The sequence below is a fragment of the Rhodobacter sp. JA431 genome (assembly GCF_900217725.1).
Classification (GTDB): domain Bacteria; phylum Pseudomonadota; class Alphaproteobacteria; order Rhodobacterales; family Rhodobacteraceae; genus Rhodobacter; species Rhodobacter aestuarii.
The window spans coordinates 278,387-303,518 of record NZ_OBMP01000001.1; the positions used below are offsets into that span (position 1 = coordinate 278,387).

Below are 25,132 nucleotides of genomic sequence, written 5' to 3' on the forward strand. Positions count from 1 at the left end.
TTCCTTGCCGCCTTAGGGGCGGAAAATCTCGGGCGTGATCTCGGTCGCCTCGCGCCAGGCGCGGGCAAACGGCCCCATCTCGGGCAGACGACGATCACGGACCAGACGGTTCACCCAGCCGACCAGCGCGAACGGAACCGCGACGATCAAGATGAGCGAGAAATAAAGCGTGTACTCAGGACGGGGGGCACGGTGCGCATGCGAAACCCCGTGTGCGCGGATCTCTTGGGTATTCATTCAGTTCCCCCCTTCTTCCGATCAAGACCACCAAGGGCCTCAACCATTTCCAGCACTACGCGTTCTGCCCCCTGATCAAGGGCAGCTTTCTCGGCCGCGTCCCGCAGAGACTTGGCCGCTGAAATCCTCGTAAGAACCGGATGCTCGCTGACGATCCGGTCGAGCGCCACCTGTGCATCTGCATCCCAGGGCATGTCACGACGCAAGGTGGTAGGCGTTGCCGCGGAGCTGTCCATTTCGGAAGCGAGCGGCAGGATATTGAACAAAGCGTCGAACAGTCCGTTGCAGATTTCTTGCAACAAGTAGACGCTCCCTGTGTAGCCCATGAAGGGGGTGCCCGTCGCGCGGCGGATTGCCGCCCCGGGGAAGGAAGCGGGCACAAAAGAGGCCGAGGGGCCATGCCCACCCTTGGTTTCGGCGAGATAAATCTTCTCGTTGATCGAGCCAAACACCACCAAAGGCCGGGTTTGGCGGATCAAACCGCGAACTTCCTCGTTATTTGTCTTCTTTCCGGCCACTCTTGGCACGGAAAATGCGCAAGGCAGGCCCAAATCGCGTTCAAGATAGGCTCGGATACCGCGCGCATATGTCTCATTCGCGACGACACCGAACGAAGCAGTGCCAAAGAAGTCCTGCGTGACAGAACGCCACAGATCCCACAACGGCTTCAGAGTCGTGTGTTTTTCACGCTCGATGAAGGGCTCAGGATCGATTCCCAAGAGCTCGCCAAGGCTGCGCAGGAACTTGGTGGTGGCCTCAAGCCCCATCGGCGCTTGCAGATACGGCTTGCCCAGCTTCTCGGCCAAGTTGCGACCAAACTCGCGATACATGACGATGTTGACATCGGCATTCACGAGATTGCGCATCTCAGACAAATGCGCGCCGAGCGGGAAGACCATATTCACCTCGGCCCCGATGCCTTCGACAAGGCGACGGATCTCCGCAAGGTCGGAGGCCATATTGAAGGTGCCATACATCGGCCCAAGGATGTTGACGCGGGGCTTCGCGCCTTCCGGTCTCACCCGCTCGCCGGGCATACGCCCTTTGGTCATGCCAAATTCGGTGAAGAGCCAAGTCATCGCGCGGTCGGCGCATTGCCATTGGTCTTCGTCAATCGTGCGCGGCAAGAAGCGCTGGATATTGGTGCCCTGCGGCGTCACGCCGCCACCGATCATTTCGGCGATCGAGCCCGTCACCACCACAGCTGGCAGATGCGGGTCGAGCGTTTTCCAAGCCCGACTCATCGCCGCTTCGGTGCCTTCGCGGCCCAGTTCTTCTTCGCCAAGCCCGGTGACGACAATCGGCAACTCATGCGGCGGCAGCGCGTCGGTATAGTGCAACACAGACGTCACGGGCAGGTTTTCGCAGCCCACAGGACCGTCGATCACCACTTGCAGACCTTTGACGGCACAGAACGCATAAACCGCGCCCCAATAGCCCCCTGCCCTATCGTGGTCGAGGATCAGCATCAGATCATCTCCTCGGCTTTGGCCACGCGGGCGGCTTTTTCTTGTTTCTTGCGCTGGCTTTCGCGGAAATCAGGGTGCAACTCGGGCTGGTCTTCCCAGATCCCGGCGGTGTCTCCCGTGCCCACGCCCTCAAAGAAGGCTTTCATCGAGGCCATGCGCTCGCGGTTGCCCATCGCGGTGTTGATCACCTGCGCAAGGCTGCCTGCCCCTGCCGGCCCCATGAGCGGGCGGGCGGAGATAAGGTTGGTGAAGTAAAGCGCGGGCGTGCCCGATTCTTTCGCCTTTTGCACCACAGGCGTGGTTCCGATCGCGAGATCAGGCTCAAAGGCTTCCATCGCGGCATAATCGTCTTCAAGGCTGGCGCGGTATTTAACGACCGTGCCACGCGCTTCGAGCCATTCTTTGTCCGCAGCGCTCCACGGCGTGCGGCCAAGCGCGGTGCCAACGTACGGCACATCAGCCCCAGATTCGATCAAGAGACGCGCGACCAGCAGTTCCGAGCCTTCATAGCCCGAAAGCGTGATGCGACCTTTGATCGGCGCATTGGCAATCGCCCCTTTGATCGCGGGGCCAAAGGCGTTTTGCGCGGCGGCGATTTGTTCGGCGGGCACGTTGTAGGCGGCCCCGATATTGGCGAGCCAATCCATCGTGCCGTCATGCCCCACAGGAGCAGAGCCCACAATCGTCCGGCCAGCGGCCTGAAACTCACGGATCGAAGCGCTGTAGAACGGGTGGATCGCGGCGATCACCTTGCTATCAAGCGCGGCGTAAAGTTCGCGCCAATCGCGCACTGGAACGGTCGGCCCCACGGCGAGGCCCATCGGCGCGAGCATGCCGCCAATCACCATCGGATCAGCCGGGAACATCTCGCCCAAAAGCGTCACGGTCGGGCGGTCCGCCCGGCCAGAGGCGGGCGCTTGCACGGGGCCAGCCATCGCCTCTTGGCGTGCATAGTTCAGCATCGCGCCGGACAGAACGTCTTTCGCTTCAGCATGGGTCGGCACGCCAAAGCCGGGCACGTCGATCCCAACCACGCGGACTCCATTGATCTCGCTTGGCAAAAGCCGCAGCGGCACGCCAGAGGCTGTGGGCACGCAAAGGTTCGCCACAACCACCGCATCATAGCGTTCCGGGTCGGCCAGTTCATGCACCGCCGCCCGAATGTCTTCGAACAACTTGCCCGTCACCAAAGTTTCAGAATCGAAGGGCACATATCCCACCGAGCGTCGCGCGCCATAGAAGTGGGAAATGAAGCTTAGCCCATAGACGCAGCAAGCCGAGCCGCAAAGCACGGTCGCCACGCGGCGCATCCGCAGCCCGACCCGAAGCGAGCCGAAGGCCGGACACATAGTTTGCGGGCGATCATGCGGCCCTTGCGGATAGTCAGCGGCAAAACGATCGAGCAGTTCAGCATTGCCCGCAGCGCGCGCGTCAGCCTCAAGCCGTTCAGCGCCTGACGTGCAGCCGCCTTCGCCCTGGCCATATGCGCCTTGGCTCTCAGACATCGTCGTAGATCACTTCCAGAGATTGCTTCGGCGCGGCGTTGGCGCCACGCAGGTCTTCTTCGGTGGCGGGCACAAGATCAACATCCCCGCCCTCGTCACTCGATTCAAAAAGGTTCAGCAGTTCATCTTGGCTCAGCGGATGCGGGCGCAGCGGCGGCGCATCGGCCACGTTCTGTGCAAGCTCCGCAAAGAGCGGGCCCCAAGAGGTCGCATTGGTGCCAACGATCTGATAGGCCGCCGATTTGCGGCGCAGTTCTTCATCCGCCGGGATCGCCGCCAGAATCGGGATATTGGCCGCTTTCGCAAAGGCTTGCGCCTCGCCGGTGCCGTCATCTTTGTTGATCACAATGCCCGCCACGCCGACATTGCCGCCAAGTTTGCGGAAATACTCGACCGCGTTGCAGACGTTGTTGGCCACATAAAGCGACTGCAGGTCGTTCGAGCCAACCACAATCACCTTTTGCGCCATGTCGCGCGCAATCGGCAGACCAAAGCCGCCACAGACCACGTCGCCCAAGAAGTCGAGCAGGACGAAGTCAAAATCCCATTCGTGGAAGCCAAGCTTTTCGAGCGTTTCAAAGCCGTGGATGATCCCCCGACCACCGCAGCCGCGCCCCACTTCCGGCCCGCCAAGCTCCATGGCAAACACGCCGCCCGATTTGAAGCAGACATCGCTCACCGTCACCTCTTCGCCCGCCGCCTTTTTGGCAGCGGCGGTTTCGATGATGGTGGGGCAGTTTTTACCGCCAAACAAAAGCGAGGTGGTGTCCGATTTCGGGTCACAGCCAATCAGCAACACGCGTTTGCCCATCTCGGCCATCATGTGGCTGAGGTTGGCGAGCGTGAAGGACTTGCCAGAGCCGCCCTTGCCGTAGATTGCGATGATCTGCGTTTTCTTGGTGGGCGGGAAGTCGGGTAATTCCATCGTCGGCTCCTCGGCGGCCTCGTTACGCAGCCGGTCGTCGTATCCCTTCAGGTTGGGCGCGTCGTTCATGCCACATCCCTCCAATCCAGGATCATCTTCAGGCAGTCAGGGTCTTCAAAGGCGGTTTGATAGGCCTCAGCCGCTTCCGTCGCGGGGCGACGGTGGGTGATGAGACCATCGAGCGAAAGCGCACCGCTTTCGATCAGCGCACGGGTCGCGGAAAGGTCAGCGGGCTGCCATTCAGCGGCGATGCGCAGGCGCATCTCTTTCATGAAGGCCGGCACAAAGGCGAAGCTGACGGGCACGGTGTAGAAACCGCACAGCACCAATTCACCGCCCTTGGCGATCCGCCCCACAAGCTGGTCAATCAGACCGGGGGCACCAGAGGCATCATAGATCGCCATGTAATCGCGGCGGGGATCGTCTTCGGGGTCAAGCACCTCATAGCCCACCGCACCAGAGCGGCGCGCGGGATTGGTTTCCCACACCATCGGCGGCTTGCCACCGGCGGCAATGGTGAGGCGCGCAAGCAAGCGGCCCAAGGTGCCGTGACCCACGATCAGATCAGGAAGCGCATTGTCGAACCCTGCAAGGGCGTGGCGGGCGGTGGCGGCAAGCGCCAGCAAAGCCCCTTCAGCGCCCATCCCCGCATCAAGGCGGCAGACCCGTGACGAGGCGGTGACCAAACGCTTGGACGCCCCACCAAAAAGTCCGCGCACCCCGCCCGAGAAGCAGTTTGCCCCAGGAACGAAGACGTGATCGCCCGGTCGGAAGCCGGTGTCGGGGGCGGCTTCAACGACCTCTCCGAAACTTTCGTAGCCAGGAACGAGAGGGTACCCCATGCCCGGGAAGGGTGGCATGGTTCCGAGCCAGAACAGCTTTTCAGTACCAGTCGAGATGCCCGAGTAGGCGATGTCGACGACAAGGTCCGTAGGACCGGGGTCGGTCAGTCCAGCGGTGCCCGTCGAGATCGCTTTCGGACCGGACATTATAACGACTTTAGTTTCCATCTCTCACTCCCGGCGAGATCGGGCCGGAGAGTCGGGCAGATCACGCCTAGGTGTATGATTAAACTTACACGCCGAACTGTCAATTTGATTAGACACTTTTGCGCAGGTGAAATGTGCGACTTTCTGCCCCCATCCGGGGCAGATCAGCCGCGCTCCGCCTCGATCACCGAGGTGATGAAGGGGCGAAGGCTGCGGGGCTTGGTGACTTTGACAAAGCCCGCCGCTTCCAACATTTTCTTTATTTCTTCGGGGTTTCTGGTGCGGCCAGAGCTCATCGCCATGGTGTAGAAGGCGAAATATATGTCACAAGCCGGGTCCGGTTTGGCACCGCCGCCGATCGCTTCCGACACGACAATCCGGCCGCCGGGCGGTAATGCATCATGCACTTTTTTCAGCAGCGGCTCGACGACATTGTCAGGATGATCATACAGAACCCGCACCAAAGAGATAACATCCGCCCCTGTCGGGATCGGGTCATCGCGGAAACTGCCGGGCGCAAGGGTGAGTCGCGGACTGAAGGGCTCCGCCACCGCCAGCACATGGGGCAGATCGAACAAGGTCAGGTCGAGATTCGGGTGCAGTTTCGCGGCTTGGCGCAGGAAGGTGCCGGTGCCGCCACCCACATCCATCAGCCGCTTGGCGTTTTTCAGATCGACCAGGCGCAATGTGTCATCAGCCACAATGCGCTGACTGTCCGCCATGAGTTGGGAATAGCGCTCCGCCAGCCCCGCATCTTCTTGCACGAGCGGGCCAAAGACATAGGGCCAAAAGCCCGCGAGCTCGGGCTCGATGTCGCCTTTAAGAAAGGCAACCGGGTCGGCAAGGTCGCGGTACAGCACCGGATGGTGGCGCACCATGGCCTCAAGCCCCGGCACGGTAATGAAGGCCGCGCCGCGCGGCGCAAGCTCCCACATCCCGCGGCGGAATTTCACGAGCTTGAGCGCAGCGCCCGCCTGCATCAGCACGGCTAAGCGATTCTCGGCCAAACCTGTCCGGTCAGCGAGTGCAGGCAGCGGCCAAGAGGCCTCGGCCAGAATGTGCAGGATGCGAAATTCGACGATCGCGAGCAACGCTTGGCTATGCACAAAGCCCGCCACCACATCGAAAAGCGCCCGCCCTTCGCGCCGCGTGACACGGTTAAAGAGTGGCGTGCGTTCGAAAATTTCATGCAAACGCGGGGAAAGCGCGATCCGGGTGAAAAAGCTCACCCGTCCCGGCTCGGTCACCTTATGGCCGGGTTGGCCGGGAACCGAAGGCGCCTGCGCCCCCGGCGCGGACGCCTGCTTTTCGGTCGCGGCGCTGACCTCGTCCTTCGCCACGGCTCAGCTCCGATCGGCGGCGGCCGGGATGTCCATGATCTTCTGGGCGTAAAGCTGCACCAACTGAGCAAGTTTGGCTTCGCCCGGGCAAGACGGGATCGAGGCAATGGCGCCCGCCAGAATGTCTTGCAAATGCTTGGTCGCGCCCGCGATCCCCATGGTTTGCACGGCAGTCGGGCGTTGGTGGGTGCTGTCTTGGCCCGCAGGCTTGCCCATCACCTCAGCCGAGACGAGCGCATCTTTCAGGTCATCGGCGATTTGGAAGGCAGAGCCAATCCGCATCCCCAGATCAAACCACGGCTCGGGCTCCGCTCCTGCCGCAATCGCGCCCATTTGCGTGGCAGCAATGAAAAGCGCCCCGGTTTTGGATTGGTGATAAGCGGCCAGATCGACCTTTTCTTCGCTTTCCCAAGCTTGGCCCGCGCAGATGCCCCCACAAGCGCCCGAAAGCTGGCCCAGTTTGGCGATCAGCTTCAGCGCACGGTCGGGCGAGTGCGGGCCAACGGCGGCCAGCACTTCAAAGCCGCGGATCAGCAGGCTATCGCCTGCAAGCACCGCCAGCGGCTCGTTATAGGCTTTGTGAAGCGAGGGCTTGCCCCGGCGAATATCGGCATCATCAAAGGCGGGCAGATCGTCATGCACGAGGCTTGCGCAGTGCATCAATTCAAGCGCCACAGCGGCGGCATCGGTCACGGCGGGCATATCGTCGCCACAGGCCATCGCGACCGAAAGCAAGATCGTCGGGCGGATACGCGCGCCGCCCGGGAATACGGCATAGGGCAAAGACGTTGCCAAGCGCGGCGGGCAATCAGCCAGAGCTTCGGTCGAAAGCGCATTTTTCAGCGCCGTCTCGATACGGGTATCCATGGACATTACGGGGCCCTCCGCTGCGTCATTGAGCACATTGGCATTCGCCCCTCTATGTGTAAACTGAAACTTACACCGGTGGGGATGGGACAAAATTGCACTCCCCCGGGACATGTTTTTGGAGCGCGGAATGCAAGGCGATACGGGCGTCGTGGTAATTGGCGCCGGCATGGGGGGGCTCGCAGCGGCCCTCGGTTTGGCGGCTAAAGGCGTCCGGGTGACGGTTGTGGAGGCGGGCGACCTGCCCGGCGGCAAGGCGCGTGGCGTGCCGACACCTGGTGGTTTGGCCGATACCGGCCCGACAGTATTGACGATGCGCCATGTTCTGGATGCGATCTTCGCCGAATGCGGCACCCGCACCGAAGACGAGTTGACGCTGATTCCCCTGCCCCGTTTGGCCCGCCATTTTTGGCCCGACGGCGCTATGCTCGACCTCTTCACCGACTTTGATGCCAATGTCGAAGCGATTGAGGCTGCCTTTGGTGCCAAGGAAGCTGCGGCATTCCGCCGCTTCGATAAAGTCACCCGCGGCATGTGGGAGGCGTTCAATGAGCCGGTGATTGCCGCGCCAAAGCCGAGTCTTGGGCGAATCATTGCCGCGACTCTGGCGCGCCCGAAGCTGTGGCCCGCCCTGCGGCCCGGTCTGTCGATGCTTGATCTGCTCAATGCGCATTTCAACGATCCGCGTCTGGTGCAGCTTTTCGGCCGCTATGCCACCTATGTCGGTGGTCGCCCGGCGCAGACACCCGCCGTTTTGTCGCTCATTTGGCAAGCCGAGGTTCAGGGCGTTTGGGCAATTGCCGAGGGGATGCATGGTGTCGCTGCCGCTCTTGCGCGCGTGGCCGAGCGGATGGGCGTGCAATTCCATTACAACAGCCGCGCCAAACGCATTGTCCGCAAAGAAGGGCGCGTCACGGCGGTTGAAATCGAAAACGGCACCTCGATCCCCTGCTCTGGTTGCGTTTTCAACGGCGATCCGGGCGCGTTGCGCGATGGGCTATTGGGCGATGCCGCCCGCGCCTCAATGGAAGATACCAAGCGCCCCGAGCCAAGCCTTTCGGCGTGGGTCTGGGCCTTTGGGGCCAAACCCAGAGGCGTGGAGCTCGCGCATCACAACGTCTTCTTTACGGCCGATCCGGAGCTAGAATTTGGCCCCATCGGCGTGGGCCGGATGCCCGAAGAGCCAACGCTTTATATCTGCGCGCAAGACCGCGAGATGGGCACAGAACTCCCCGAATGGGAGCGCTTTGAGATCATCATGAACGGGCCTGCGGGCCACCAACCTTTCCCGCAGGAGGAATCGCAATGCAGGGCACGCACTTTCCCGATTCTGGAGAGCATGGGGCTGACCTTCGAACCGGAGCCGGAGGGCCCGGCGCTGACAACACCGGCGCTTCTGTCACGCCGGTTCCCGGGGTCGCAGGGGGCGATTTACGGGGGCTCGCCGGAGGGGACGCTGGCAACATTCCAACGGCCACTGGCGCGGACGGATCTGAAGGGGCTCTATCTGGCGGGTGGGGGCACCCATCCTGGAGCGGGGGTTCCCATGGCGCTGACTTCCGGGAGGCACGCGGCACAGGCCTTAACCTCGGACCGGATTTCCGCCGCGAAGTAGGGCCGAACGGCTACGCTTGGTGGTATTGCGACGGCATTTCCGACGATGGCACCAAGGCGTTTTCGATGATCGCCTTCATCGGCTCGGTGTTTTCGCCGTGGTATCGCTGGTCGGGCCGCAAAGAACCGCAAAACCATTGCTGCATCAACCTTGTGACTACCGGGCGCGAAGGTCGTTTCACGATGACCGACCGCGGCCGCTCTGCCCTGCGCCAGACCCGTGACACGTTTGAAGTCGGGCCCAGCAAGGTGCATTGGACCGGCACAGAGCTGGTGATTGATGTCGATGAATGGGGGGCGCTGCCGAAACTGGGCAAGCTCAAGGGGCGCATCGTGCTCACCCCCGAATCGGTCACCAATGCGGAAGTGAAACTCACCCCAGATGCGGGCCACACCTGGCGCCCCTTCGCGCCGATGGCCAAGGTGGAGGTCAATCTGGCCCCCGGGCATAGCTGGACGGGGCATGGCTATTTTGACGCCAACTTCGGAACCCGTGCGTTGGAAGAAGATTTCTCGTTCTGGACTTGGGGGCGCTTCCCGCTGCGCGACCGCACCGTATGCTTTTACGATGCGGTGCGGCTTGACGGCACCAAGGTCGCGCTCGCCGTGCAATCCGACCATGCGGGTGTGGTGCGCGAAATCGAGACCCCGCCGCCGCTGGTCAAGATGAAACGCACGCCGTGGTTCGTGCGCCGCGAAACCCGCTGCGATCCGGGCGCGACGCCGAAGGGGGTGTTCTCGCTTTTGGAAGCGCCCTTCTACTCGCGCGCGCTGATGGAAACGACGATTGACGGCGAAGTCAGCGTCGGCATGCACGAAGCGCTCGACCTGGTGCGGTTCCGGCAGCCAATCATCAAGCCGATGCTTGCGGTGCGGGTGCCACGCCGCGCAGGCTGGAAATTCAAAGACTAAGCAAAAACAAAGGGCGCACCTTAGGTGCGCCCCTGTCTTCTGAAGGGCGCGTTCAACCGCGCCCTTTTTGCATTTTAGTCGAGCTGCACCGCAGGCTCATGCGGGTTGCGCCGCCACACGCTCCAGTTCAGCGCACCAGCGATCGTGGTCCACGCCACATAGGGCAGAAGCAGAACGCCTGCGACCCAGTCGATTTGCCAAAAGAGCACGGTCATCGCAAAGACCGAAAGCCACAGCCCCACCAGCACAACCATGCCAGCGGCCAAGCGGTGCAGGCCAAAGAAGATCGGCGTCCACAGCGTGTTGAAGCCGATTTGCAGCCCCCAGACCGCCAGCGCCAAGCCGACATCAGGGTTTTCACCGGCTTTCGCGGCAACAAGGGCCGCAGCGATCGACATCAGGATGTACAGCGTCGTCCAAGCCGTGGGGAACACCCAATTGGGCGGGGTCCATTCTGGCTTATTGAGACTGTCGTACCAATTGCCGGGCTTGAAAACGGCCCCCGTCATGCCTGCGGTCAGGCACGACGCGAGGAAAATAAAAAAGAAAAGCAGGTTCACGGGAAGCCTCCGTTTGGGAAGGGTGAGGTCTTTAGGTAGAAAACGCGAAAGTGGCGACCCGGTTCCACCCAGATCGCCACTTTGGACGTTTTGCCGCAGTTTTTTGACGCGTGAGGCTTAGGCCAGCCCGCGATCACGCGCTTTCAGCGCCATCATCGCGCCGATCAGCTTATCGGCACGGTCCGGGCCTTCGGGCTTGCGGGCCGCCGCATCGACCAAGAAAGCCACCTCGGGCTCGGGTTTCGCATGCAACCGCGCCGAACGCGGCAAAAGCGAAAAGCCGAAGGACGAGAAGACGGAGCCCACCATCAAGAAGATCTTGCGACGCCCCGAGGTATAGGCACGGCTGGTCACGCTGTCATGGCCTTGGCGGACCACCTGATCGCCGATGGCGGCATAAACGCGGCCTGCCGCCAAAATGCCGGGGCGGCAATCGGCGGGCAAACACCGCACGCCCGTGGCGGCGCGCCAGTAAAGCCAGTCGGCACGGGTGATAAGCTTTTCGGTGCAGCGACAGATGCCGGGCAAGGGTTGCGGATTGGCCAGAAATTCTTCCGGGTCGATCCCCTCTTCGGCAAGCCAATCAAGCGGCAGGAACAGCCGCCCGGCACGGGCATCTTCCCCCACATCGCGCGCGATATTGGTGAGCTGCATCGCCAGGCCGAGGTCGCAGGCGCGCGCGATCACATCGGGGTCACGCACCCGCATCAACACGCACATCATCGCCCCCACCGCCGAAGCGACGCGGGCAGAATAATCCTGCAATTCGGACAGGTTTTGGTAGCGACGCCCAGAGGCATCCCATTCCAGCCCCTCAATCAGCGCTTCGGGCAGTTCACGCGGCATGTCGAATTCTTCGACCACCGAAGCAAAAGCCCGGTCAGACGCGGCATCACGCGGATTGCCCGCGTAAATCCGGTCTAGCCGCTCCTTGAGCGACAGGACCGCCGCGCCTTTATCGGCAGCGGCGACCTCGTCCACGGCATCATCAGCCACCCGACAAAAGGCGTAAAGCGCCAACGCCGGGTCACGCACCCGCGCGGGCAAAACCCGCGAGGCTGCGTGGAAAGAATAGCTGCCCGTACGGATCAGCTCACGGCAAACTGCCATGTCTTCCGGTGCGATCATTTCCGCCCCTTGCCGCGCGGCCGCTTGGGCGCCCGGGCCGGTTTGGCCGCCGCAGGCGCAGCAGGTTTCGCAGCCGCAGGCGCGGCCATCGGTTTTTCAGCCGTTTCCGCCATTTCCGGTTCAGGCTTGGGGGCCGGTTTCGGAGCCGCCGCTTTGACCGGAGCCGCAGGCTTAGCCGGGGCAACCGGAGCCGCCGCAGGTTTGGCCGCTGCAGGCGCAGGTTTCGCAACCGGGGCCGGAGCAGCTTTCGGCGCTTCGACCTTCACCGCTGCCGGGGTCGGCGTCGGTGCGGGTTTCGGCGCTTCGGCTTTCACCGGAGCCGCGGCAGGTGCGGGCGCCGGTTTCGGCGCCTCTGCTTTCGGAGCGGCTGCCGTCGGTGCCTCAGCTTTCGGCGCGGCTTTCACCTCGCCCTTAAAGCCCGGAGCGGCACCGATCATATCGGCCACCAATTCGCCCGAGCCAATCACCGAGGGCACACCCGCGCCGGGGTGGGTGCCAGCGCCGGTGAGGTAGAGCCCATCCACCTCTTCCGAGATGTTATGCGGACGGAACCAAGCCGATTGGAAGATGCGCGGCTCAAGCGAAAAGCCCGCCCCGAACGGCGACAGATACCGGTCGCGGAAGGTCTCGGGGGTAAACACCACCTCTTCGGTGATCTTGTCGGCGACGCCCGGCAGCAGCCGTTCTTCGATGACCTTGAGCACCTTGGCCTTATAGGCCTCCATATCGCGCGACCAATCCACGCCATTGTCATGGCCCAGATGCGGCACCGGCGAGAGCACGTAGAAGGTATCATCGCCCGCAGGCGCGGCGCTCGGGTCGGTCACGGTCGGGCGGTGGACGTAAAGCGACATGTCATCAGCCAGCTTGCCGGTGATGAACAGGTCGTTCACATGCCCCTTGTAGCGCGGACCAACGACGACCGAGTGATGGCCCACGTCTTTCCACATGTTCTTGGTGCCTTTGGTACCGAAGTACCAAACGAAAAGCCCCATCGACCAACGTTTCTTATCGAGCTTCTCATCGGTCCAGCGCCAACGCGTGGTGTTGCGCAGAAGGCGTTTGTAGGTGTGGCCAGCATCGGCGTTCGACACCACCACCTCGGCGGGCAGTTCGGTGCCATCGGCAAGCCGCACGCCATAAGCTTTGCCCTGCCGCGTCACCATGATCTCATCGACCTCGGTGTTGAGCATGACCTTGCCGCCGTGGCTTTCGATCACCTTCACGCCCGCATCGGCAATCGCTTGAATGCCGCCCATCGCGTAATGAACGCCGAATTTCTTCTCAAGCTGGCTGACCAGGATATACATCGAGGTGACATTGAAGGGGTCGCCGCCGATGAAAAGCGGGTGGAACGACAGCGCAAAACGCAAGTGATCGTCTTTCACCATCATCTTGGCGTGGCCATAGACCGAACGATCCGCGCGCAGCATCCCGAAGGTCGGCAGAACCTTGATCAGGTCCCACAGCTTGTGCATCGGCTTACGACCCAGATTTTCGTAGCCGAATTCGTAGCGCGCCTTGGCATCCCACATGAAATGGCGGAAGCCCTCCACGTCACGCGGGCTGATCCGCTCGACCTCGGCCTTGACCTTCTCATCGTCGCCGTAAGCCGTGTAGCTTTCCCCATCGGGGAACAGGATTTTGTAGAACGGGTCCATCTCGACCAGTTTTACGTCCTTGTCGAAATCACGCCCGCAATCCGCCCAAAGTTCACGCAGGCGGTCTGGCACGGTGACGATGGTCGGACCGAGGTCGAATCGATAGCCCCCTTTGGTGATCGACGAGCCGCGCCCGCCGGGCCGGTCGAGCTTATCGACGACCGTCACGTTCCAACCCTTGGCGCTCAGCCGCATGGCGGCCGCCAACCCTCCGAGACCGGCGCCGATGACGACGGCGCGGCCCTTGCCTTCATTGTTCATGGACATGGTCTTTTCAGTGGAATTCCGTTGCATGCGCCAAATGATAAGGCGTCAATCTCGATTTACAACTGACATGGTCGCACAGCGACAAAACGTCTGTCCCCCTTCCCATCATGGGGGGGGTATGTAAATATGCATTTACACTTGGGGAAATATGGGGAGAGGGGTGCCTCATGGCCGTCGCAACACTCAGCCTGTTTCGCTTTGAAGGAACCAGCCATCTGCCGTGGCTCATGTCACAGATGGTTTTCGCCCGCAGACCACTCCATGCAGAACCCCGTTTGCGCTTCTTTAAGCTGTGCGGCTCGGGCACCGGAGAAGGCTTCACCCCCAAGCCCAATTGGCACGTTTGGGCCATCATGTCAGCCTTCGCCAATGAAGAAGATGCCCAAGGCGTCATCCATGACAATCCGGTCTGGCAAAATTGGCGCAAACACTCTGACGAGCAGTTGTTCATTCACCTGTCGCCGACTTCGTCGCGTGGCAGTTGGGGCGGGCGCAACCCGTTCATCCCCGAACCTGACGTCGATCCCGGCGAAGGCCCGGTGGTGGCGCTGACCCGCGCGGCGATCAAGCCGCATATGGCGACCCGTTTCTGGTCGCGCGTGCCCGACATTTCTCAGAAAGTCGGCACCGACCCGAATCTGATCTTCAAGATCGGGATCGGGGAAATCCCGCTGTTCCATCAGGTCACGTTCTCGATCTGGCCCGATGTGAAGGCAATGTCGCAATTCGCGCGGGGCGATACCCCGCACGGACGGGCCATCCGCGCCGCGCGCGAACAAGGATGGTTCACGGAAGAACTTTACGCCCGGTTCCGCCTGCTTGGAATCGAGGGCACATGGTTGGGCAAGAACCCGCTGGACGCCCGAAAAGACTTGGAAAGGGAAGCTGCATGACATCCGCTGTCGCTCAAATTCATCCCGTAGCAGAAGGCGCGCGGCAACGACCTGTCTTTCCCTTTTCGGCGATCGTCGGTCAGGAGGATATGAAACTGGCCCTCCTCCTGACCGCGGTCGATCCCGGCATCGGCGGCGTTCTTGTTTTTGGCGACCGCGGCACCGGTAAATCCACCGCTGTGCGCGCGCTGGCTGCGCTGCTGCCCGAGATTGACGCTGTGCAAGGCTGCCCGGTCAACTCGCCCAAAGTGGACATGGTGCCCGAATGGGCGACGGTCCATTCGACCGAGATCGTGCGCAAGCCGACCCCGGTGGTGGACCTGCCGCTTGGCGTTTCCGAAGACCGCGTTGTCGGGGCGCTCGATATTGAACGCGCTATCTCGCATGGCGAAAAAGCCTTTGAGCCGGGCCTTCTGGCGCGGGCAAACCGTGGCTACCTCTACATCGACGAATGTAACCTTCTGGAAGATCACATCGTCGATCTGCTGCTCGACGTGGCGCAATCGGGTGAAAACGTCGTCGAACGCGATGGCCTCTCGATCCGCCACCCGGCGCGCTTTGTGCTCGTGGGCTCGGGCAACCCCGAAGAGGGCGATCTTCGTCCGCAGCTTCTCGACCGGTTCGGTCTTTCGGTCGAAGTGCTCAGCCCGCGTGACGTGGAAACCCGCGTTCAGGTGATCCGCCTGCGCGATACCTATGACGCCGATCCGATCAAATTCCTTGAGGAATGGCGCCCGAAGGATATGGAAATCCGCGAGCAGATCCTGAAAGCGCGCGAATTGCTGCCCAATGTCGAAGCGCCCAATACCGCGCTTTATGACTGTGCGGCGTTGTGCATCGCGCTTGGCTCGGATGGTCTGCGCGGTGAGCTGACGCTTTTGCGTTCCGCCCGTGCTTTGGCCGCGCTGGAAGGCGCAGGCACCGTCACCCGCGATCACCTGCGCAAAGTGGCAGGGATGGCGCTGTCGCACCGTCTGCGCCGTGATCCGCTGGATGAAGCTGGCTCTACCGCCCGTGTGGCGCGCACTGTTGAAGAGACGTTGCCCTAAAATGGACCAAGAACACCTCCGCTCGGCGCTTGCAGTGCTGACGGTTGATCCGGCAGCGATGGGCGGTTTGTGGCTGCGGTCACGGGCTGGCCCGGTGCGCACGACCTTTACCGACACATTGGCGCAGCTGCCTTTCCCGATGCCGCTGCGCCGCTTGCCGCCCAATGTGGACGACCAAGCGCTTTATGGCGGGCTTGATGTGGCCGAAACGCTGCATACCGGGAAACCGGTGCTGCGTGGCGGCCTGCTGGATAGTCCGCGCGTCTTCGTTTTGCCGATGGCCGAGCGCTGCACGCCCAAGCTGGGCGCGCGGCTCGCGCAGGCGCTTGATCAGCGCCAACATGCGCTGGTCGCTTTGGACGAGGCCGCCGAGGCCGAAGAAGGTCTGCCGTTTTCGATTGCGGATCGGCTGGGCCTGTTTATCGACCTGACCGAGACCCGCTCGATTGACCCGGCGGCGATCATGCCCGATGCCGAGCAAGTGGCGCGGGCGCGCGATCTGCTGCCGCAAGTGCAGATGCCGCATGACCGTGTGCGCGAAGTGGTAGAGGGCTGTCAGAAGCTTTACATCATGAGCCTGCGCGCGCCGATGCTGGCGCTGGTCGCAGCGCGGATCATTGCCGCGCTCGATGGCCGGATCGTGGTGGAAAAGCAAGACGTGCTTGCCGCCGCGCAGTTGACCCTCGCACATCGCGCGATCCCGCTGCAGGATATGGAAGACCAACCCCCGCCACCGCCGCCCCCCGCACCCGAGGATGATCCTCGGCCCGAGCAGGACCGCGAGGAAGAGAGCGATCCAGGCGAGGGGTTACCCAGTGAAATTGTGGTCGAGGCGGTGCGGGCGATGTTGCCCGACGATCTGCTCAAGACCATTGATCTGCGCTCGCGGCTGAAAGCGGCGAATGGCGGCGCAGGCTCGGGTGAAGAGCGCATTGGCAACCGGCGCGGACGCCCCCTGCCCTCGCGCAAAGGTCGGCTGGAAGACAATGCCCGGATCGACCTTGTCGCCACGCTGCGCTGCGCGGCGCCTTGGCAAGGGCTGCGGCGCAAATCCGCCCCGCCCGCGCGCAAGCAGCAGGTGCTTTTGGTCGATAGCTCTGACATTCACTTGCGGCGGCGCAAGGAAATGTCCGACCGCGTGCTGATCTTCACCGTGGATGCCTCTGGTTCAGCGGCGATGGCACGGCTTTCCGAGGCCAAGGGCGCTGTCGAATTGTTGCTGGCGCGAGCCTATAGCCAACGCGATCACGTTTCGCTGGTAAGCTTCCGGGGGGAAGGCGCGCAATTGCTGCTGGCCCCCAGCCGCTCGCTCACGCAAACGAAACGGCATCTGTCGGGTCTGCCCGGTGGTGGCGGCACGCCGCTTGCGAGTGGGCTTGAAATGGCGATGTCCACCGCCAAGCAAGCCCGTAGCCGTGGCATGACGCCGACGATTGCGCTCTTGACCGATGGCCGGGGCAATATCGCACTGGATGGCAGCGCCAACCGCGCACTCGCCGAAGAGCAAGCCACGCAGATGGCCAAAGCCATTCGCGCGGCGGGCACGCCTGCGGTGATCATTGATACCGCGATGCGGCCCAATCGGCGGCTGCAAGAACTGGCGCAAAACATGGGCGGTCATTACATCGCCCTGCCCCGTGCCAATGCGCATCGGATGGCCGATGTGCTGGGGGCGGCTTTGGAGGCGTAAGCGATGGACCCGCGCAACCTGCCGGCAAACTGGCCCTTTCGGTCTGCCGCGCAGATGGTGCGGGTCGAGCGCATTGATTGGTGGGTGGTCGACACTGGCCCCCGCGACGCCCCCGTTTTGCTGCTCTTGCATGGGCTTGGCGCCTCTGGCCACAGCTTCCGGCGCACCATTCCGGGCCTTGCCAAACATTACCGGCTGATCGTGCCCGACCTGCCGGGCCACGGCTGCACCCGCACCAAAGACCGCGACCGATTGGGCCTGAGCCGGATCGCCGAGGATTTGTGCTGGCTATGTGACGCGATGGGCGTGCAACCCGGCGCAGTGATTGGCCATTCCGCGGGCGGGGCGATTGCGCTGCAAATGGCGCTCAACACCGGCATTCCGCGCGTGGTAGGCATCAATGCCGCGCTGGATCACTTTGAGGGCGTGGCGGGGGTGCTGTTTCCGCTGATTGCACGGGGCCTCGCAGCCTTTCCGCTCACCGCGCCCGTGGCCGCACGGCTTTGGGCATCGCCTGCGCGGGTGAGCCAATTGCTTGATAGCACGGGCTCGGTGATCGATGCCGCTGGCAAGGCGCAATACACCACGCTTGTGCAAGATACCGAACATGTCGCCGGCGCGCTCGATATGATGGCGCAATGGCGGCTTGATCCATTGATCTTGAACCTGCCCCGGCTACGCAAGCCTGCGCTTTTGCTGGCAGGCAAGGGCGACAAAGCGGTGCCCCCCGCAGTTTCAGAAAGCGCGGCCCATGCGATGCCACAGGTCGAATTGCGGATGATGGAGGGTGGCCACCTGCTGCATGAAGTGGCCCCTGATGGGCTCTCGGCCCTTTTGGCAGAATGGCTCGCGGGGCACGGGCTGGGCACGCCCCCCGCTACCCCCGCTTAAACAGCGCGGATCTTGGCCACTTTGGGTTCGGGGTCATCCGAATTGGCGTCGATGAAATCGAGCACCAAGGGACGGATGTTGTTGCGCCAGCTGCGGCCCGCGAAGATGCCATAATGGCCCGCGCCGGGTTCTAGGTGCTGGGCCTTCTTTTCCTCCGGCAGACCGGTGCAAAGCCGCAAAGCCGCCACGCATTGGCCGGGGGCAGAGATATCGTCATTCGCGCCTTCGACGGTTTTCACCGCGACCTTGGTGATCTTACCAATATCGACGCGCTTGCCCGCCACGGTGAATTTGTTCTGCGCAATCTCCAGCCCTTTGAAGATCCGCTCCACCGTCGAGAGGTAGAACTCTGCGGTCATATCCATCACCGCAAGATATTCATCATAGAAGATGTTGTGGTGATCATGCTCAGAGCCTTCGCCCTGCGCTTCGGCCATGATCTTGTCGGTGAAAGCTTTGGAGTGTTTATCCATGTTCATCGAGATGAACGAAGCCAATTGCATCAGCCCCGGATAGACCAGACGCCCCGCGCCTTTGTATTTGAAGCCAACGCGCTGGATCACCAATTGCTCAAGCTGGCCCATCGTCACCCGGCGGCCAAAGTCGGTCACTTCGGTGGCGGCGGCATCAGGGTCAATCGGCCCGCCAATCAGCGTCAGCGTGCGCGGCTGCGCCTCTGGGTCTTCTTCGGCGAGGTAGGCGGTCGCCGCCAAGGTCAGCGGCGCGGGCTGGCACACGGCAATCACGTGGATATCCGGGCCAAGAAGCCGCATGAACTCGACAAGGTAAAGCGTGTAATCCTCAATGTCGAACTTGCCCTCGGAGGCCGGAATATCACGCGCATTATGCCAATCTGTCACGTAAACGTCGGCATCGGGCAGCAGACTATGCACCGTGGAACGGAGCAGCGTCGCATAATGGCCCGACATGGGCGCCACCAAAAGGACCCGGCGCTTCATCGGCGCGCGGCCTTGCACCTTGAAATGGATCAGGGCGCCGAAGGGCTTATCGAGCAGCGTTTCCACATCAATCAGATGGTCCTTGCCATCGGCAGCGGGAATCGAGCGAATGCCCCAGTCGGGCTTGATCACCATGCGCGCGAAGCTGCGCTCGGCGACGCGGCCCCAAGCGGACATCAGCTTGAACATCGGATGGGGCGTCAAACCCCAAACCGGATAAGAGGCGATGGCGCGTGCCGAGGCGCCCATCCACTCGTTCGTGTTCCTGATGGTCTCCATCAGGTCGTAGCTGTAAATGCCTTTCATGGCGCTCCCTCGAAATCACGCACAACCCCGCTTGCCCCTGATGCGTGCGACGTTATGTTTCATATTTAAGGATAGGGAGGAAATAACGTTATGACAACGCCCGAGAAGGTCGAATCTGCTGCATCGCAGCAAATGCGAGACAATCTGGCGAGAATAGAAACCCTGACAACCCGGCTGGTCGAGGCGCTCGCACACAAGCGCGCCCCCAATCTGGCGCTGGAAGGGCCGGGAATGGACCTTTATCTCAGTTCATCCGCCGCAATGATGAAGGCGATGACGGATAACCCCGCTAAGATCTTTGAAACGCAGGTAAAATACTGGGGCGAGGCAATGACCCATTACCTTGAGGCAAGCCATGCGCTGTCCCAAGGCAAATTGCAGCCCCCCGCAGACCCAGGGCCAAAAGATCGCCGCTTTTCCAACCCGTTATGGGACACGCATCCCTATTTCAATTTCGTCAAACAACAATACATGATCGCGGCCAAAGCGATTGAAGAAGGCGCGGCGCAGGTTGAGGGGCTGGATCCGGTCAACCGCCGCCGTTTGGATTATTTCACCAAGCAGATTGTGGATTTGATGGCGCCGACAAATTTCTTGGCGACCAACCCCGACGCGCTTGAACGCGCCGTCGCGACCGAGGGGGAAAGCTTGGTGCGCGGCCTTGAAAACCTTGTCCGCGATATTGAGGAGAATAAAGGCGATCTGATCGTAACGCTCTCAGACCGCAATGCCTTTAAGGTTGGCGAGAATATCGGCACGGCAGAAGGCTCGGTTGTCTATCGCAACCATATGATGGAATTGATCCAATATAGCCCCACCACGGAAAAGGTTCACAAAACCCCGCTGATCATTTTTCCGCCTTGGATCAATAAGTTCTACATTCTCGACCTGAAGCCGCAAAACAGCCTGATCCGCTGGATCGTCGATCAGGGCTTCACGCTTTTTGTGGTGAGTTGGAAAAACCCCGATGCCTCTTATGCCGATGTCGGCATGGAGGATTACGTGCAAGACGGGTATCTGACCGCGATTGACGAGGTGAAGAAAATCACCGGCGAGCCCAAAGTGAATGCGGTGGGCTATTGCATCGCAGGCACCACGCTGTCGCTGACGCTCGCCCTTTTGAACAAGCGCAAAGACCGCTCGATCAACTCGGCCACTTTCTTTACCACGCTCACCGATTTTTCCGATCAGGGCGAGTTTACCGCCTTCTTGCAAGACGATTTCGTCGATGGGATCGAGGCACAATGCAAGGCCGATGGGGTGCTGAGTAGCTATTTCATGACCCGCACCTTCTCTTACCTGCGGGCCAATGACCTGATCTACCAACCTGCGATTCGTTCTTACATGCTCGGCGAATCGCCACCTGCTTTTGATCTGCTCTATTGGAACGGCGATTCGACCAACCTGCCCGGCAAGATGGCGATGCAATACCTGCGCGGCCTCTGTCAGGAAGACAGCTTCACCTCAAAAGGCTTCCCGCTCTTTGATGAAGTGCTGAAGGTGTCTGAGGTGAAGGTGCCGCTCTGCGCGATTGCTTGCGAAACAGACCACATCGCGCCGTGGATCGCCTCGTTCAACGGGGTGGCGCAAATGGGATCGAAGGACAAAACCTTCATCTTGTCGGAATCGGGCCATATCGCCGGAATCGTGAACCCGCCCAGCAAAAAGAAATACGGCCATTACACCTCTGAAGCGCCGGTCGAGAACCCGAATGAATGGAAAGCCGTGGCACAATACAACCAAGGCAGCTGGTGGCCGCGCTGGGGTGAATGGTTGGCAAGCCGCTCTGGTAAGCTGGTGCCCGCTCGCGCCGTGGGCGATGCCGATCACCCTGCCCTTGCGCCCGCGCCCGGCACCTATGTGGGCGAGGTGGTGAAGGTCTAGCCCCCCACCTTCCCGAAACGAAAAAGGGCACCGAACCGGTGCCCTTTCTTTTAACCTGTTAGAAGGCCGCGCCTCAGGCCTCAGCCGGGGCGAAGATCATCTCGCGATGCTTCTCGATATAGATTTGCAACCAAGGCGTGTAGCGCTCTGGGTTTGCGGCAATCCGCGTCGCGATCTCATCAATCGGCACCCATTCGGTGGTTTCCACCTCCTCGGGGTTTGGCACGGGCTCCACACCTTCGGGCGCTTCGGCGGTGAAAATCTCAACCACCTCATGCTCGATCATATCATCGGCCACATCGGCACGGTATTCCACTTGCCCCACATGGCGCAGATCGAGCCCATGCAAGCCAAGCTCCTGATCAAGCCGCCGCGCGGTGCAGGTTTGCGCATCTTCGCCCCAATAGGGATGGGTGCAGCAGGTGTTCGCCCAAAGCCCCGGCGTGTGGTATTTGCTCAGCGCGCGTTGCTGCAAAAGCACCTTGTCGCCACGCGTGACAAAGGCAGAGATCGCCAAGTGCCGCAGCCCTTTGCGATGTGCCTCCATCTTTTCCACCGGGGTCAGAACACCATCGACCCAAGTGGGGATCATGGTCTCGTCCATGCTTACACCCATTTCGGCGACACCAAGCCCGACAGGTGGGCAAGGTTTTTGAAGCCGATCTTGATATGCGCCATCGGGCGGAAAGAGGTGAGCTTTTTGTTCATGTAGCTCTCAAAGGTCATGCGCTGCACATCGACATCATGGCACAGGCTGACAAACCGCTCGCGCCGCTCATCGGTGTGGTAATAGGCATCTTGCATCGAGCGCAACACTTTGAAGACAGTGCCATGCTCTTTCATGAACTTGGCCCGCGCTTGTTTGAGCTCTTTCGCCTTGCCGGTTTTGAGGAAGGCCATTGCGGCTTCGGCCGCCACGCGGCCCCCCGCATGGGCGTAATAGATCCCCTCGCCCGAGGACGGCGCGACCACGCCAGCGGCATCACCCGCCAGCACAACGTCTTTGCCATTGTCCCAGCAATCAAGCGGTTGCAGCGGGATCGGCGCACCTTCCTTGCGGATCGTCTCTTCCTTATCAAGGCCGGACATCTCGCGCAAAAGAGCGGTGCATTTTTTCAGATCAACGTCATCAAGCTCGGTGCCCATGCCGATGGAAGCGGTTTTGCCATGCGGGAAGACCCAGCCATAAAAATCGGGGCTGATGCGGCCATCATAATAAACGTCGCAACGCGTCGGGTCGTAGTTCGCCACATTCGTCGGCGCCGCGATGATCTCGTGATAGGCGAAGACCAGCGGGATTTTCGTCGCGGGCACTTCGTTGCGCACCTGCGAGTTCGCGCCATCGGCACCGATCACGATACGGGCCGCGACCCTCTTCTCTTCGCCGCTTTCCTTGTCGCGGTAAACGACAACGGTCTTGCCGGTCTCGCGTTCAATGCGCAGCCAGGTACCGGTGAGCCGGTCGGCCCCGGCTTGGCGGGCGCGTTCGCGCAGCCATTCGTCATAATCTTCGCGGTCGACCATGCCGACAAAACCGTTCTCAATCGGAATATCGACGAAGCGCGAGGAGGGCGCGATCATCCGCGCCGAGGTGATTTTCGCCACCAGCAGGTGATCGGGAATATCAAAGTCGCGGATCAGCCGCGGCGGGATCGCGCCGCCACAGGGCTTGATGCGCCCAGCCCGGTCGAGCAGCGCCACCTTATGACCCGCGCGGGCCAAATCCCAAGCCGCCGTCGAACCCGAAGGGCCGCCACCGACCACGAAAGCATCGTATTCCATTCTATTCTCCCGCAATCACAGTGGGCACATGCGCCGCGCCCCGCGCAGCGACCACACCGGTCGCCATCACGGCCGCGACAAGGAAGAGGAGCGCTTCGGCCCCGAAAACGATCCCAAACGCCGAAGCATCGGGTAGGAAAAGGCGCATAACATCGGCGGCACCTGCACCAAGCAGGCCGCCAAAGCCCGCCGCAATCGCCTGCGCCGCGCCCCAAAGGCCCATCCGCGTGCCTTCCCGCGAAGACCGGCCTTCACCGGCAAGCGACATCATCGCGCCAATCGCGGCGACGGCGAAAATCCCGTTAAAGAAGCCAAGCCCGATCACCGCAGGGGCAATCGGTGCGCCAGGCACCTGCCCCACGCCCGCCACAGCCACAAGCGCCGCGGCAGAGCCAAGGCAGCCACCCACGACCCAACCGCGCAAGGTGCCGATTTTCAGCCCCGAAAGCGCGATGCCAACGGTGAGCATGCCAATGAACACACCGCCGTTTTGCAGGCCCGAAAGTTTGGTCGTTTGCCCGGCGGTATAGTCGAAAACCAGCCCGGCATAGGGTTCCAAGATCAGTTCCTGCAAGAAATAGGCGGTCATCGACAGGAACAGGAAAAAGGTGAAATTGCGGGCTTGGGGTTCAGACCACACCTCACGCAGGCCCTCGCGCAGCGCCGTCGGGCGCTCTTCGGGTTCGGGGTGCTTCACGCGGGCTTCAACGCCCCAAACGGCCAGCATGGTCACGACAACAGCGCCGGTTGTGACAGCCCCGACGATCCACAAAAGCCGCTCGACCGAATAGGGATCCAGCAAATGGCCCACAGTGCCTGCGGTGGCGGCGATGCCAAAGATCATCATCAGCCAAGTGATGGTCGCAGCAGCGGCGCGGCGGCGCGGTTCGGTGGCCGAGGCCAGAAGCGCCAGAAGCGAGGTGCCAGAAGCCCCAACGCCAAAACCAATCAACGTGTAGGCCAGAATCGCGATCGCCAGCCCAGCGATAAAGCTTGCCGCCAGCACCGCGATCGCCACAGCGCCCAAGAACGCGCCCAGCCCCAAGACCGCCATGCCGGCGATGATGAAGAAGGTCCGGTTGCCCTTGGTATCGGAACGCAGCCCCCAAGCGGGGCGGGTGATTTGCAACGCGTAATGCAGCCCCACGAGCAAGCCGGGCAAAATCGCGGGCAGCGCCAGTTCGACCACCATCAACCGATTGAAGGTGGAGGTGGTCAGCACCACAACCGCGCCGATGCACAGCTGCACCAGCCCCAGCCGAAAGATCTGGAGCCAGCCGAGTGTCATATCACCATGCCCCGGATCGCGAAGGCGGTGATCATCATGCCCGAGACATACATCGCAACGCCGGTGCCATTATACCAAGGCGCTTTGCCCTCCGGGTCGCGCATCCAAACCGACATCGCCCAGAATTGGCCGAACAGAAGCAGCAGCACTGCACCGGCATGGTAGGGTTTGGAGAACAGGAACAGCATGGTGATGACCAAAGCTTGCGCAAGGCCCATCACGGTGCAGGCGATCTTCGCGGCAACTTCCGGGCCGTAGACGGCAGGCAAGGATTTGATGCCCAGCTTGCGGTCGCCTTCAATCGCTTTGAAATCATTGATCGTCATGATGCCATGCGCGCCAAGGGCATAAAGCGTGGCCATCAGCACAATCGGGAAGCCCGGTGCGGCGCCCGTGGTCGCCAACAGAACGGCAGCCCCGGTGACCCACGGCAAACCTTCATAGGCGATCCCCACAAGACCCGGCCCCCACCAGCCCGAGCGTTTCAGGCGCACGGGCTCGACCGAATAGGCCCAAGCGGCGGCAACGCCCAACACAGTGGCGCCAAAACCCCACGTGCCAAGCTGCCAGCCCACAACAAGCGACAGCGCCGACATTATGAGCGCAATATAAAGCCCCCAATAGCCCGGAATGCGCCCCGACGGGATCGGGCGATCAGGTTCGTTGATTGCATCGACATGACGGTCGCACCAATCATTGGCAGCCTGAGACATGCCGCAAACAATCGGCCCGGCGAGAATGATCCCCAAGATCACCACGCCGATATTGGCCCCCATCGCCACGCCAGAAGAGACCGCGCCGCACAAATAGGCCCACATCGGCGGGAACCATGTCACCGGCTTGATGAGCCGCAGCATCGCGCGCGGCTCGGGAAGGGTACGTTGGGTCGTCAGACTGTCTGGGGCGCTCATGGTCG

Annotated in this window: 21 protein-coding genes and 1 pseudogene; 7 read left to right on the forward strand and 15 right to left on the reverse strand. The window is 61.7% G+C overall.

The annotated features are described in order from the left end of the window. Positions 1-12: 12 nt before the first annotated feature. The 7 genes from pufQ to CRO18_RS01115 all read right to left on the reverse strand — a co-directional run bounded on the left by pufQ (position 13) and on the right by CRO18_RS01115 (position 7,338). The gene (gene pufQ / locus CRO18_RS01085; RefSeq protein ID WP_097080760.1) at positions 13-237 is read right to left on the reverse strand and encodes a cytochrome PufQ; all 225 of its coding nucleotides are present in this window, start codon (positions 235-237) and stop codon (positions 13-15) included. After that, positions 234-1,706 carry a chlorophyllide a reductase subunit Z gene (gene bchZ, locus CRO18_RS01090; protein ID WP_097080761.1) on the reverse strand — a complete coding sequence of 491 codons (1,473 nt, stop codon included), beginning with the start codon at positions 1,704-1,706 and terminating at the stop codon, positions 234-236. The genes pufQ and bchZ overlap by 4 nt, the downstream gene beginning before the upstream one ends. Then, positions 1,706-3,211 carry a chlorophyllide a reductase subunit Y gene (bchY, locus tag CRO18_RS01095; RefSeq protein WP_097080762.1) on the reverse strand — a complete coding sequence of 502 codons (1,506 nt, stop codon included), beginning with the start codon at positions 3,209-3,211 and terminating at the stop codon, positions 1,706-1,708. The genes bchZ and bchY overlap by 1 nt, the downstream gene beginning before the upstream one ends. After that, positions 3,204-4,205, reverse strand: coding sequence for a chlorophyllide a reductase iron protein subunit X (locus CRO18_RS01100; RefSeq protein ID WP_076484822.1), 1,002 nt, complete (start codon positions 4,203-4,205; stop codon positions 3,204-3,206). The genes bchY and CRO18_RS01100 overlap by 8 nt, the downstream gene beginning before the upstream one ends. Beyond that, positions 4,202-5,146 (reverse strand): chlorophyll synthesis pathway protein BchC, encoded by a 945-nt coding sequence (gene bchC / locus CRO18_RS01105; protein WP_076484823.1) that lies wholly within the window; start codon positions 5,144-5,146, stop codon positions 4,202-4,204. The genes CRO18_RS01100 and bchC overlap by 4 nt, the downstream gene beginning before the upstream one ends. A 143-nt stretch (positions 5,147-5,289) precedes the next feature. After that, entirely contained in the window at positions 5,290-6,372 is a 1,083-nt protein-coding gene (locus CRO18_RS01110) for a methyltransferase (protein WP_170952549.1), read from the reverse strand. 96 nt (positions 6,373-6,468) lie between these two features. After that, the gene (locus CRO18_RS01115) at positions 6,469-7,338 is read right to left on the reverse strand and encodes a polyprenyl synthetase family protein (RefSeq protein WP_076484824.1); all 870 of its coding nucleotides are present in this window, start codon (positions 7,336-7,338) and stop codon (positions 6,469-6,471) included. Between the two features lie 124 nt (positions 7,339-7,462). On the opposite strand from CRO18_RS01115, the gene crtD reads away from it, so the two are divergent. Next, a complete protein-coding gene (gene crtD, locus CRO18_RS01120) occupies positions 7,463-8,947 on the forward strand; it encodes a 1-hydroxycarotenoid 3,4-desaturase CrtD (protein ID WP_083952137.1) in 1,485 nt (494 codons plus the stop codon). A gap of 65 nt (positions 8,948-9,012) precedes the next feature. Beyond that, positions 9,013-9,858, forward strand: a complete 846-nt coding sequence (crtC, locus tag CRO18_RS01125; protein WP_097080764.1) for a carotenoid 1,2-hydratase — start codon at positions 9,013-9,015, stop codon at positions 9,856-9,858. A gap of 74 nt (positions 9,859-9,932) precedes the next feature. Here crtC and CRO18_RS01130 read toward each other — a convergent pair whose 3' ends face one another. The 3 genes and pseudogenes from CRO18_RS01130 to CRO18_RS01140 all read right to left on the reverse strand — a co-directional run. Further along, positions 9,933-10,418: a TspO/MBR family protein gene (locus tag CRO18_RS01130; protein WP_097080765.1), complete on the reverse strand. Its 486-nt coding sequence runs from the start codon at positions 10,416-10,418 to the stop codon at positions 9,933-9,935. A gap of 117 nt (positions 10,419-10,535) precedes the next feature. Next, positions 10,536-11,546 (reverse strand): 15-cis-phytoene synthase, encoded by a 1,011-nt coding sequence (crtB, locus tag CRO18_RS01135; protein WP_097080766.1) that lies wholly within the window; start codon positions 11,544-11,546, stop codon positions 10,536-10,538. A gap of 377 nt (positions 11,547-11,923) precedes the next feature. Continuing rightward, positions 11,924-13,474: pseudogene (locus CRO18_RS01140) on the reverse strand (phytoene desaturase); the annotation flags it as partial. Between the two features lie 167 nt (positions 13,475-13,641). Between CRO18_RS01140 and crtA the strand changes: the two are divergent. Genes crtA through bchO form a run of 4 tightly spaced genes read left to right on the forward strand, consistent with a single transcriptional unit; the run spans position 13,642 to position 17,997 of the window. Then, positions 13,642-14,367 (forward strand): spheroidene monooxygenase, encoded by a 726-nt coding sequence (crtA, locus tag CRO18_RS01145; protein WP_097080767.1) that lies wholly within the window; start codon positions 13,642-13,644, stop codon positions 14,365-14,367. Then, entirely contained in the window at positions 14,364-15,416 is a 1,053-nt protein-coding gene (bchI, locus tag CRO18_RS01150; RefSeq protein WP_076484828.1) for a magnesium chelatase ATPase subunit I, read from the forward strand. Before crtA ends, bchI begins: the two co-directional genes overlap by 4 nt. A 1-nt stretch (position 15,417) precedes the next feature. Next, positions 15,418-17,106, forward strand: a complete 1,689-nt coding sequence (locus CRO18_RS01155; protein ID WP_076484829.1) for a magnesium chelatase subunit D — start codon at positions 15,418-15,420, stop codon at positions 17,104-17,106. A gap of 3 nt (positions 17,107-17,109) precedes the next feature. Beyond that, a complete protein-coding gene (gene bchO / locus CRO18_RS01160) occupies positions 17,110-17,997 on the forward strand; it encodes an alpha/beta fold hydrolase BchO (RefSeq protein ID WP_097080768.1) in 888 nt (295 codons plus the stop codon). On the opposite strand, the gene phaZ is transcribed toward bchO, so the two are convergent. Then, positions 17,994-19,262 (reverse strand): polyhydroxyalkanoate depolymerase, encoded by a 1,269-nt coding sequence (phaZ, locus tag CRO18_RS01165; RefSeq protein WP_076484831.1) that lies wholly within the window; start codon positions 19,260-19,262, stop codon positions 17,994-17,996. The two genes, bchO and phaZ, sit on opposite strands and share 4 nt — an antisense overlap. Before the next feature lie 90 nt (positions 19,263-19,352). Between phaZ and phaC the strand changes: the two genes are divergently transcribed. Continuing rightward, positions 19,353-21,146 carry a class I poly(R)-hydroxyalkanoic acid synthase gene (gene phaC, locus CRO18_RS01170; RefSeq protein ID WP_097080769.1) on the forward strand — a complete coding sequence of 598 codons (1,794 nt, stop codon included), beginning with the start codon at positions 19,353-19,355 and terminating at the stop codon, positions 21,144-21,146. Between the two features lie 73 nt (positions 21,147-21,219). Here the strand turns inward: phaC and idi are convergent, their stop codons facing one another. Genes idi through chlG form a run of 4 tightly spaced genes read right to left on the reverse strand, consistent with a single transcriptional unit; the run spans position 21,220 to position 25,127 of the window. Then, positions 21,220-21,750, reverse strand: a complete 531-nt coding sequence (gene idi, locus CRO18_RS01175; protein ID WP_249275964.1) for an isopentenyl-diphosphate Delta-isomerase — start codon at positions 21,748-21,750, stop codon at positions 21,220-21,222. Positions 21,751-21,752: 2 nt separating this feature from the next. Then, entirely contained in the window at positions 21,753-22,928 is a 1,176-nt protein-coding gene (locus tag CRO18_RS01180; RefSeq protein ID WP_097080771.1) for a geranylgeranyl diphosphate reductase, read from the reverse strand. A gap of 1 nt (position 22,929) precedes the next feature. Next, positions 22,930-24,216 (reverse strand): BCD family MFS transporter, encoded by a 1,287-nt coding sequence (locus CRO18_RS01185; RefSeq protein WP_097080772.1) that lies wholly within the window; start codon positions 24,214-24,216, stop codon positions 22,930-22,932. Next, positions 24,213-25,127 (reverse strand): chlorophyll synthase ChlG, encoded by a 915-nt coding sequence (chlG, locus tag CRO18_RS01190; protein ID WP_076484836.1) that lies wholly within the window; start codon positions 25,125-25,127, stop codon positions 24,213-24,215. The genes CRO18_RS01185 and chlG overlap by 4 nt, the downstream gene beginning before the upstream one ends. Positions 25,128-25,132: the final 5 nt, after the last annotated feature.

What these genes read in the sequence shown, in the direction of transcription:
- CRO18_RS01100 (WP_076484822.1), bottom strand. Translation starts at nt 4,205, where the DNA reads ATGAACGACGCGCCCAACCTGAAGGGATACGACGACCGGCTGCGTAAC.
- bchI (WP_076484828.1), top strand. Translation starts at nt 14,364, where the DNA reads ATGACATCCGCTGTCGCTCAAATTCATCCCGTAGCAGAAGGCGCGCGG.
- pufQ (WP_097080760.1), bottom strand. Translation starts at nt 237, where the DNA reads ATGAATACCCAAGAGATCCGCGCACACGGGGTTTCGCATGCGCACCGT.
- crtA (WP_097080767.1), top strand. Translation starts at nt 13,642, where the DNA reads ATGGCCGTCGCAACACTCAGCCTGTTTCGCTTTGAAGGAACCAGCCAT.
- phaZ (WP_076484831.1), bottom strand. Translation starts at nt 19,262, where the DNA reads ATGAAAGGCATTTACAGCTACGACCTGATGGAGACCATCAGGAACACG.
- CRO18_RS01115 (WP_076484824.1), bottom strand. Translation starts at nt 7,338, where the DNA reads ATGTCCATGGATACCCGTATCGAGACGGCGCTGAAAAATGCGCTTTCG.
- CRO18_RS01185 (WP_097080772.1), bottom strand. Translation starts at nt 24,216, where the DNA reads ATGACACTCGGCTGGCTCCAGATCTTTCGGCTGGGGCTGGTGCAGCTG.
- bchZ (WP_097080761.1), bottom strand. Translation starts at nt 1,706, where the DNA reads ATGCTGATCCTCGACCACGATAGGGCAGGGGGCTATTGGGGCGCGGTT.
- bchY (WP_097080762.1), bottom strand. Translation starts at nt 3,211, where the DNA reads ATGTCTGAGAGCCAAGGCGCATATGGCCAGGGCGAAGGCGGCTGCACG.
- crtC (WP_097080764.1), top strand. Translation starts at nt 9,013, where the DNA reads ATGATCGCCTTCATCGGCTCGGTGTTTTCGCCGTGGTATCGCTGGTCG.
- bchC (WP_076484823.1), bottom strand. Translation starts at nt 5,146, where the DNA reads ATGGAAACTAAAGTCGTTATAATGTCCGGTCCGAAAGCGATCTCGACG.
- bchO (WP_097080768.1), top strand. Translation starts at nt 17,110, where the DNA reads ATGGACCCGCGCAACCTGCCGGCAAACTGGCCCTTTCGGTCTGCCGCG.
- CRO18_RS01155 (WP_076484829.1), top strand. Translation starts at nt 15,418, where the DNA reads ATGGACCAAGAACACCTCCGCTCGGCGCTTGCAGTGCTGACGGTTGAT.
- crtB (WP_097080766.1), bottom strand. Translation starts at nt 11,546, where the DNA reads ATGATCGCACCGGAAGACATGGCAGTTTGCCGTGAGCTGATCCGTACG.
- phaC (WP_097080769.1), top strand. Translation starts at nt 19,353, where the DNA reads ATGACAACGCCCGAGAAGGTCGAATCTGCTGCATCGCAGCAAATGCGA.
- CRO18_RS01180 (WP_097080771.1), bottom strand. Translation starts at nt 22,928, where the DNA reads ATGGAATACGATGCTTTCGTGGTCGGTGGCGGCCCTTCGGGTTCGACG.
- crtD (WP_083952137.1), top strand. Translation starts at nt 7,463, where the DNA reads ATGCAAGGCGATACGGGCGTCGTGGTAATTGGCGCCGGCATGGGGGGG.
- chlG (WP_076484836.1), bottom strand. Translation starts at nt 25,127, where the DNA reads ATGAGCGCCCCAGACAGTCTGACGACCCAACGTACCCTTCCCGAGCCG.
- idi (WP_249275964.1), bottom strand. Translation starts at nt 21,750, where the DNA reads ATGGACGAGACCATGATCCCCACTTGGGTCGATGGTGTTCTGACCCCG.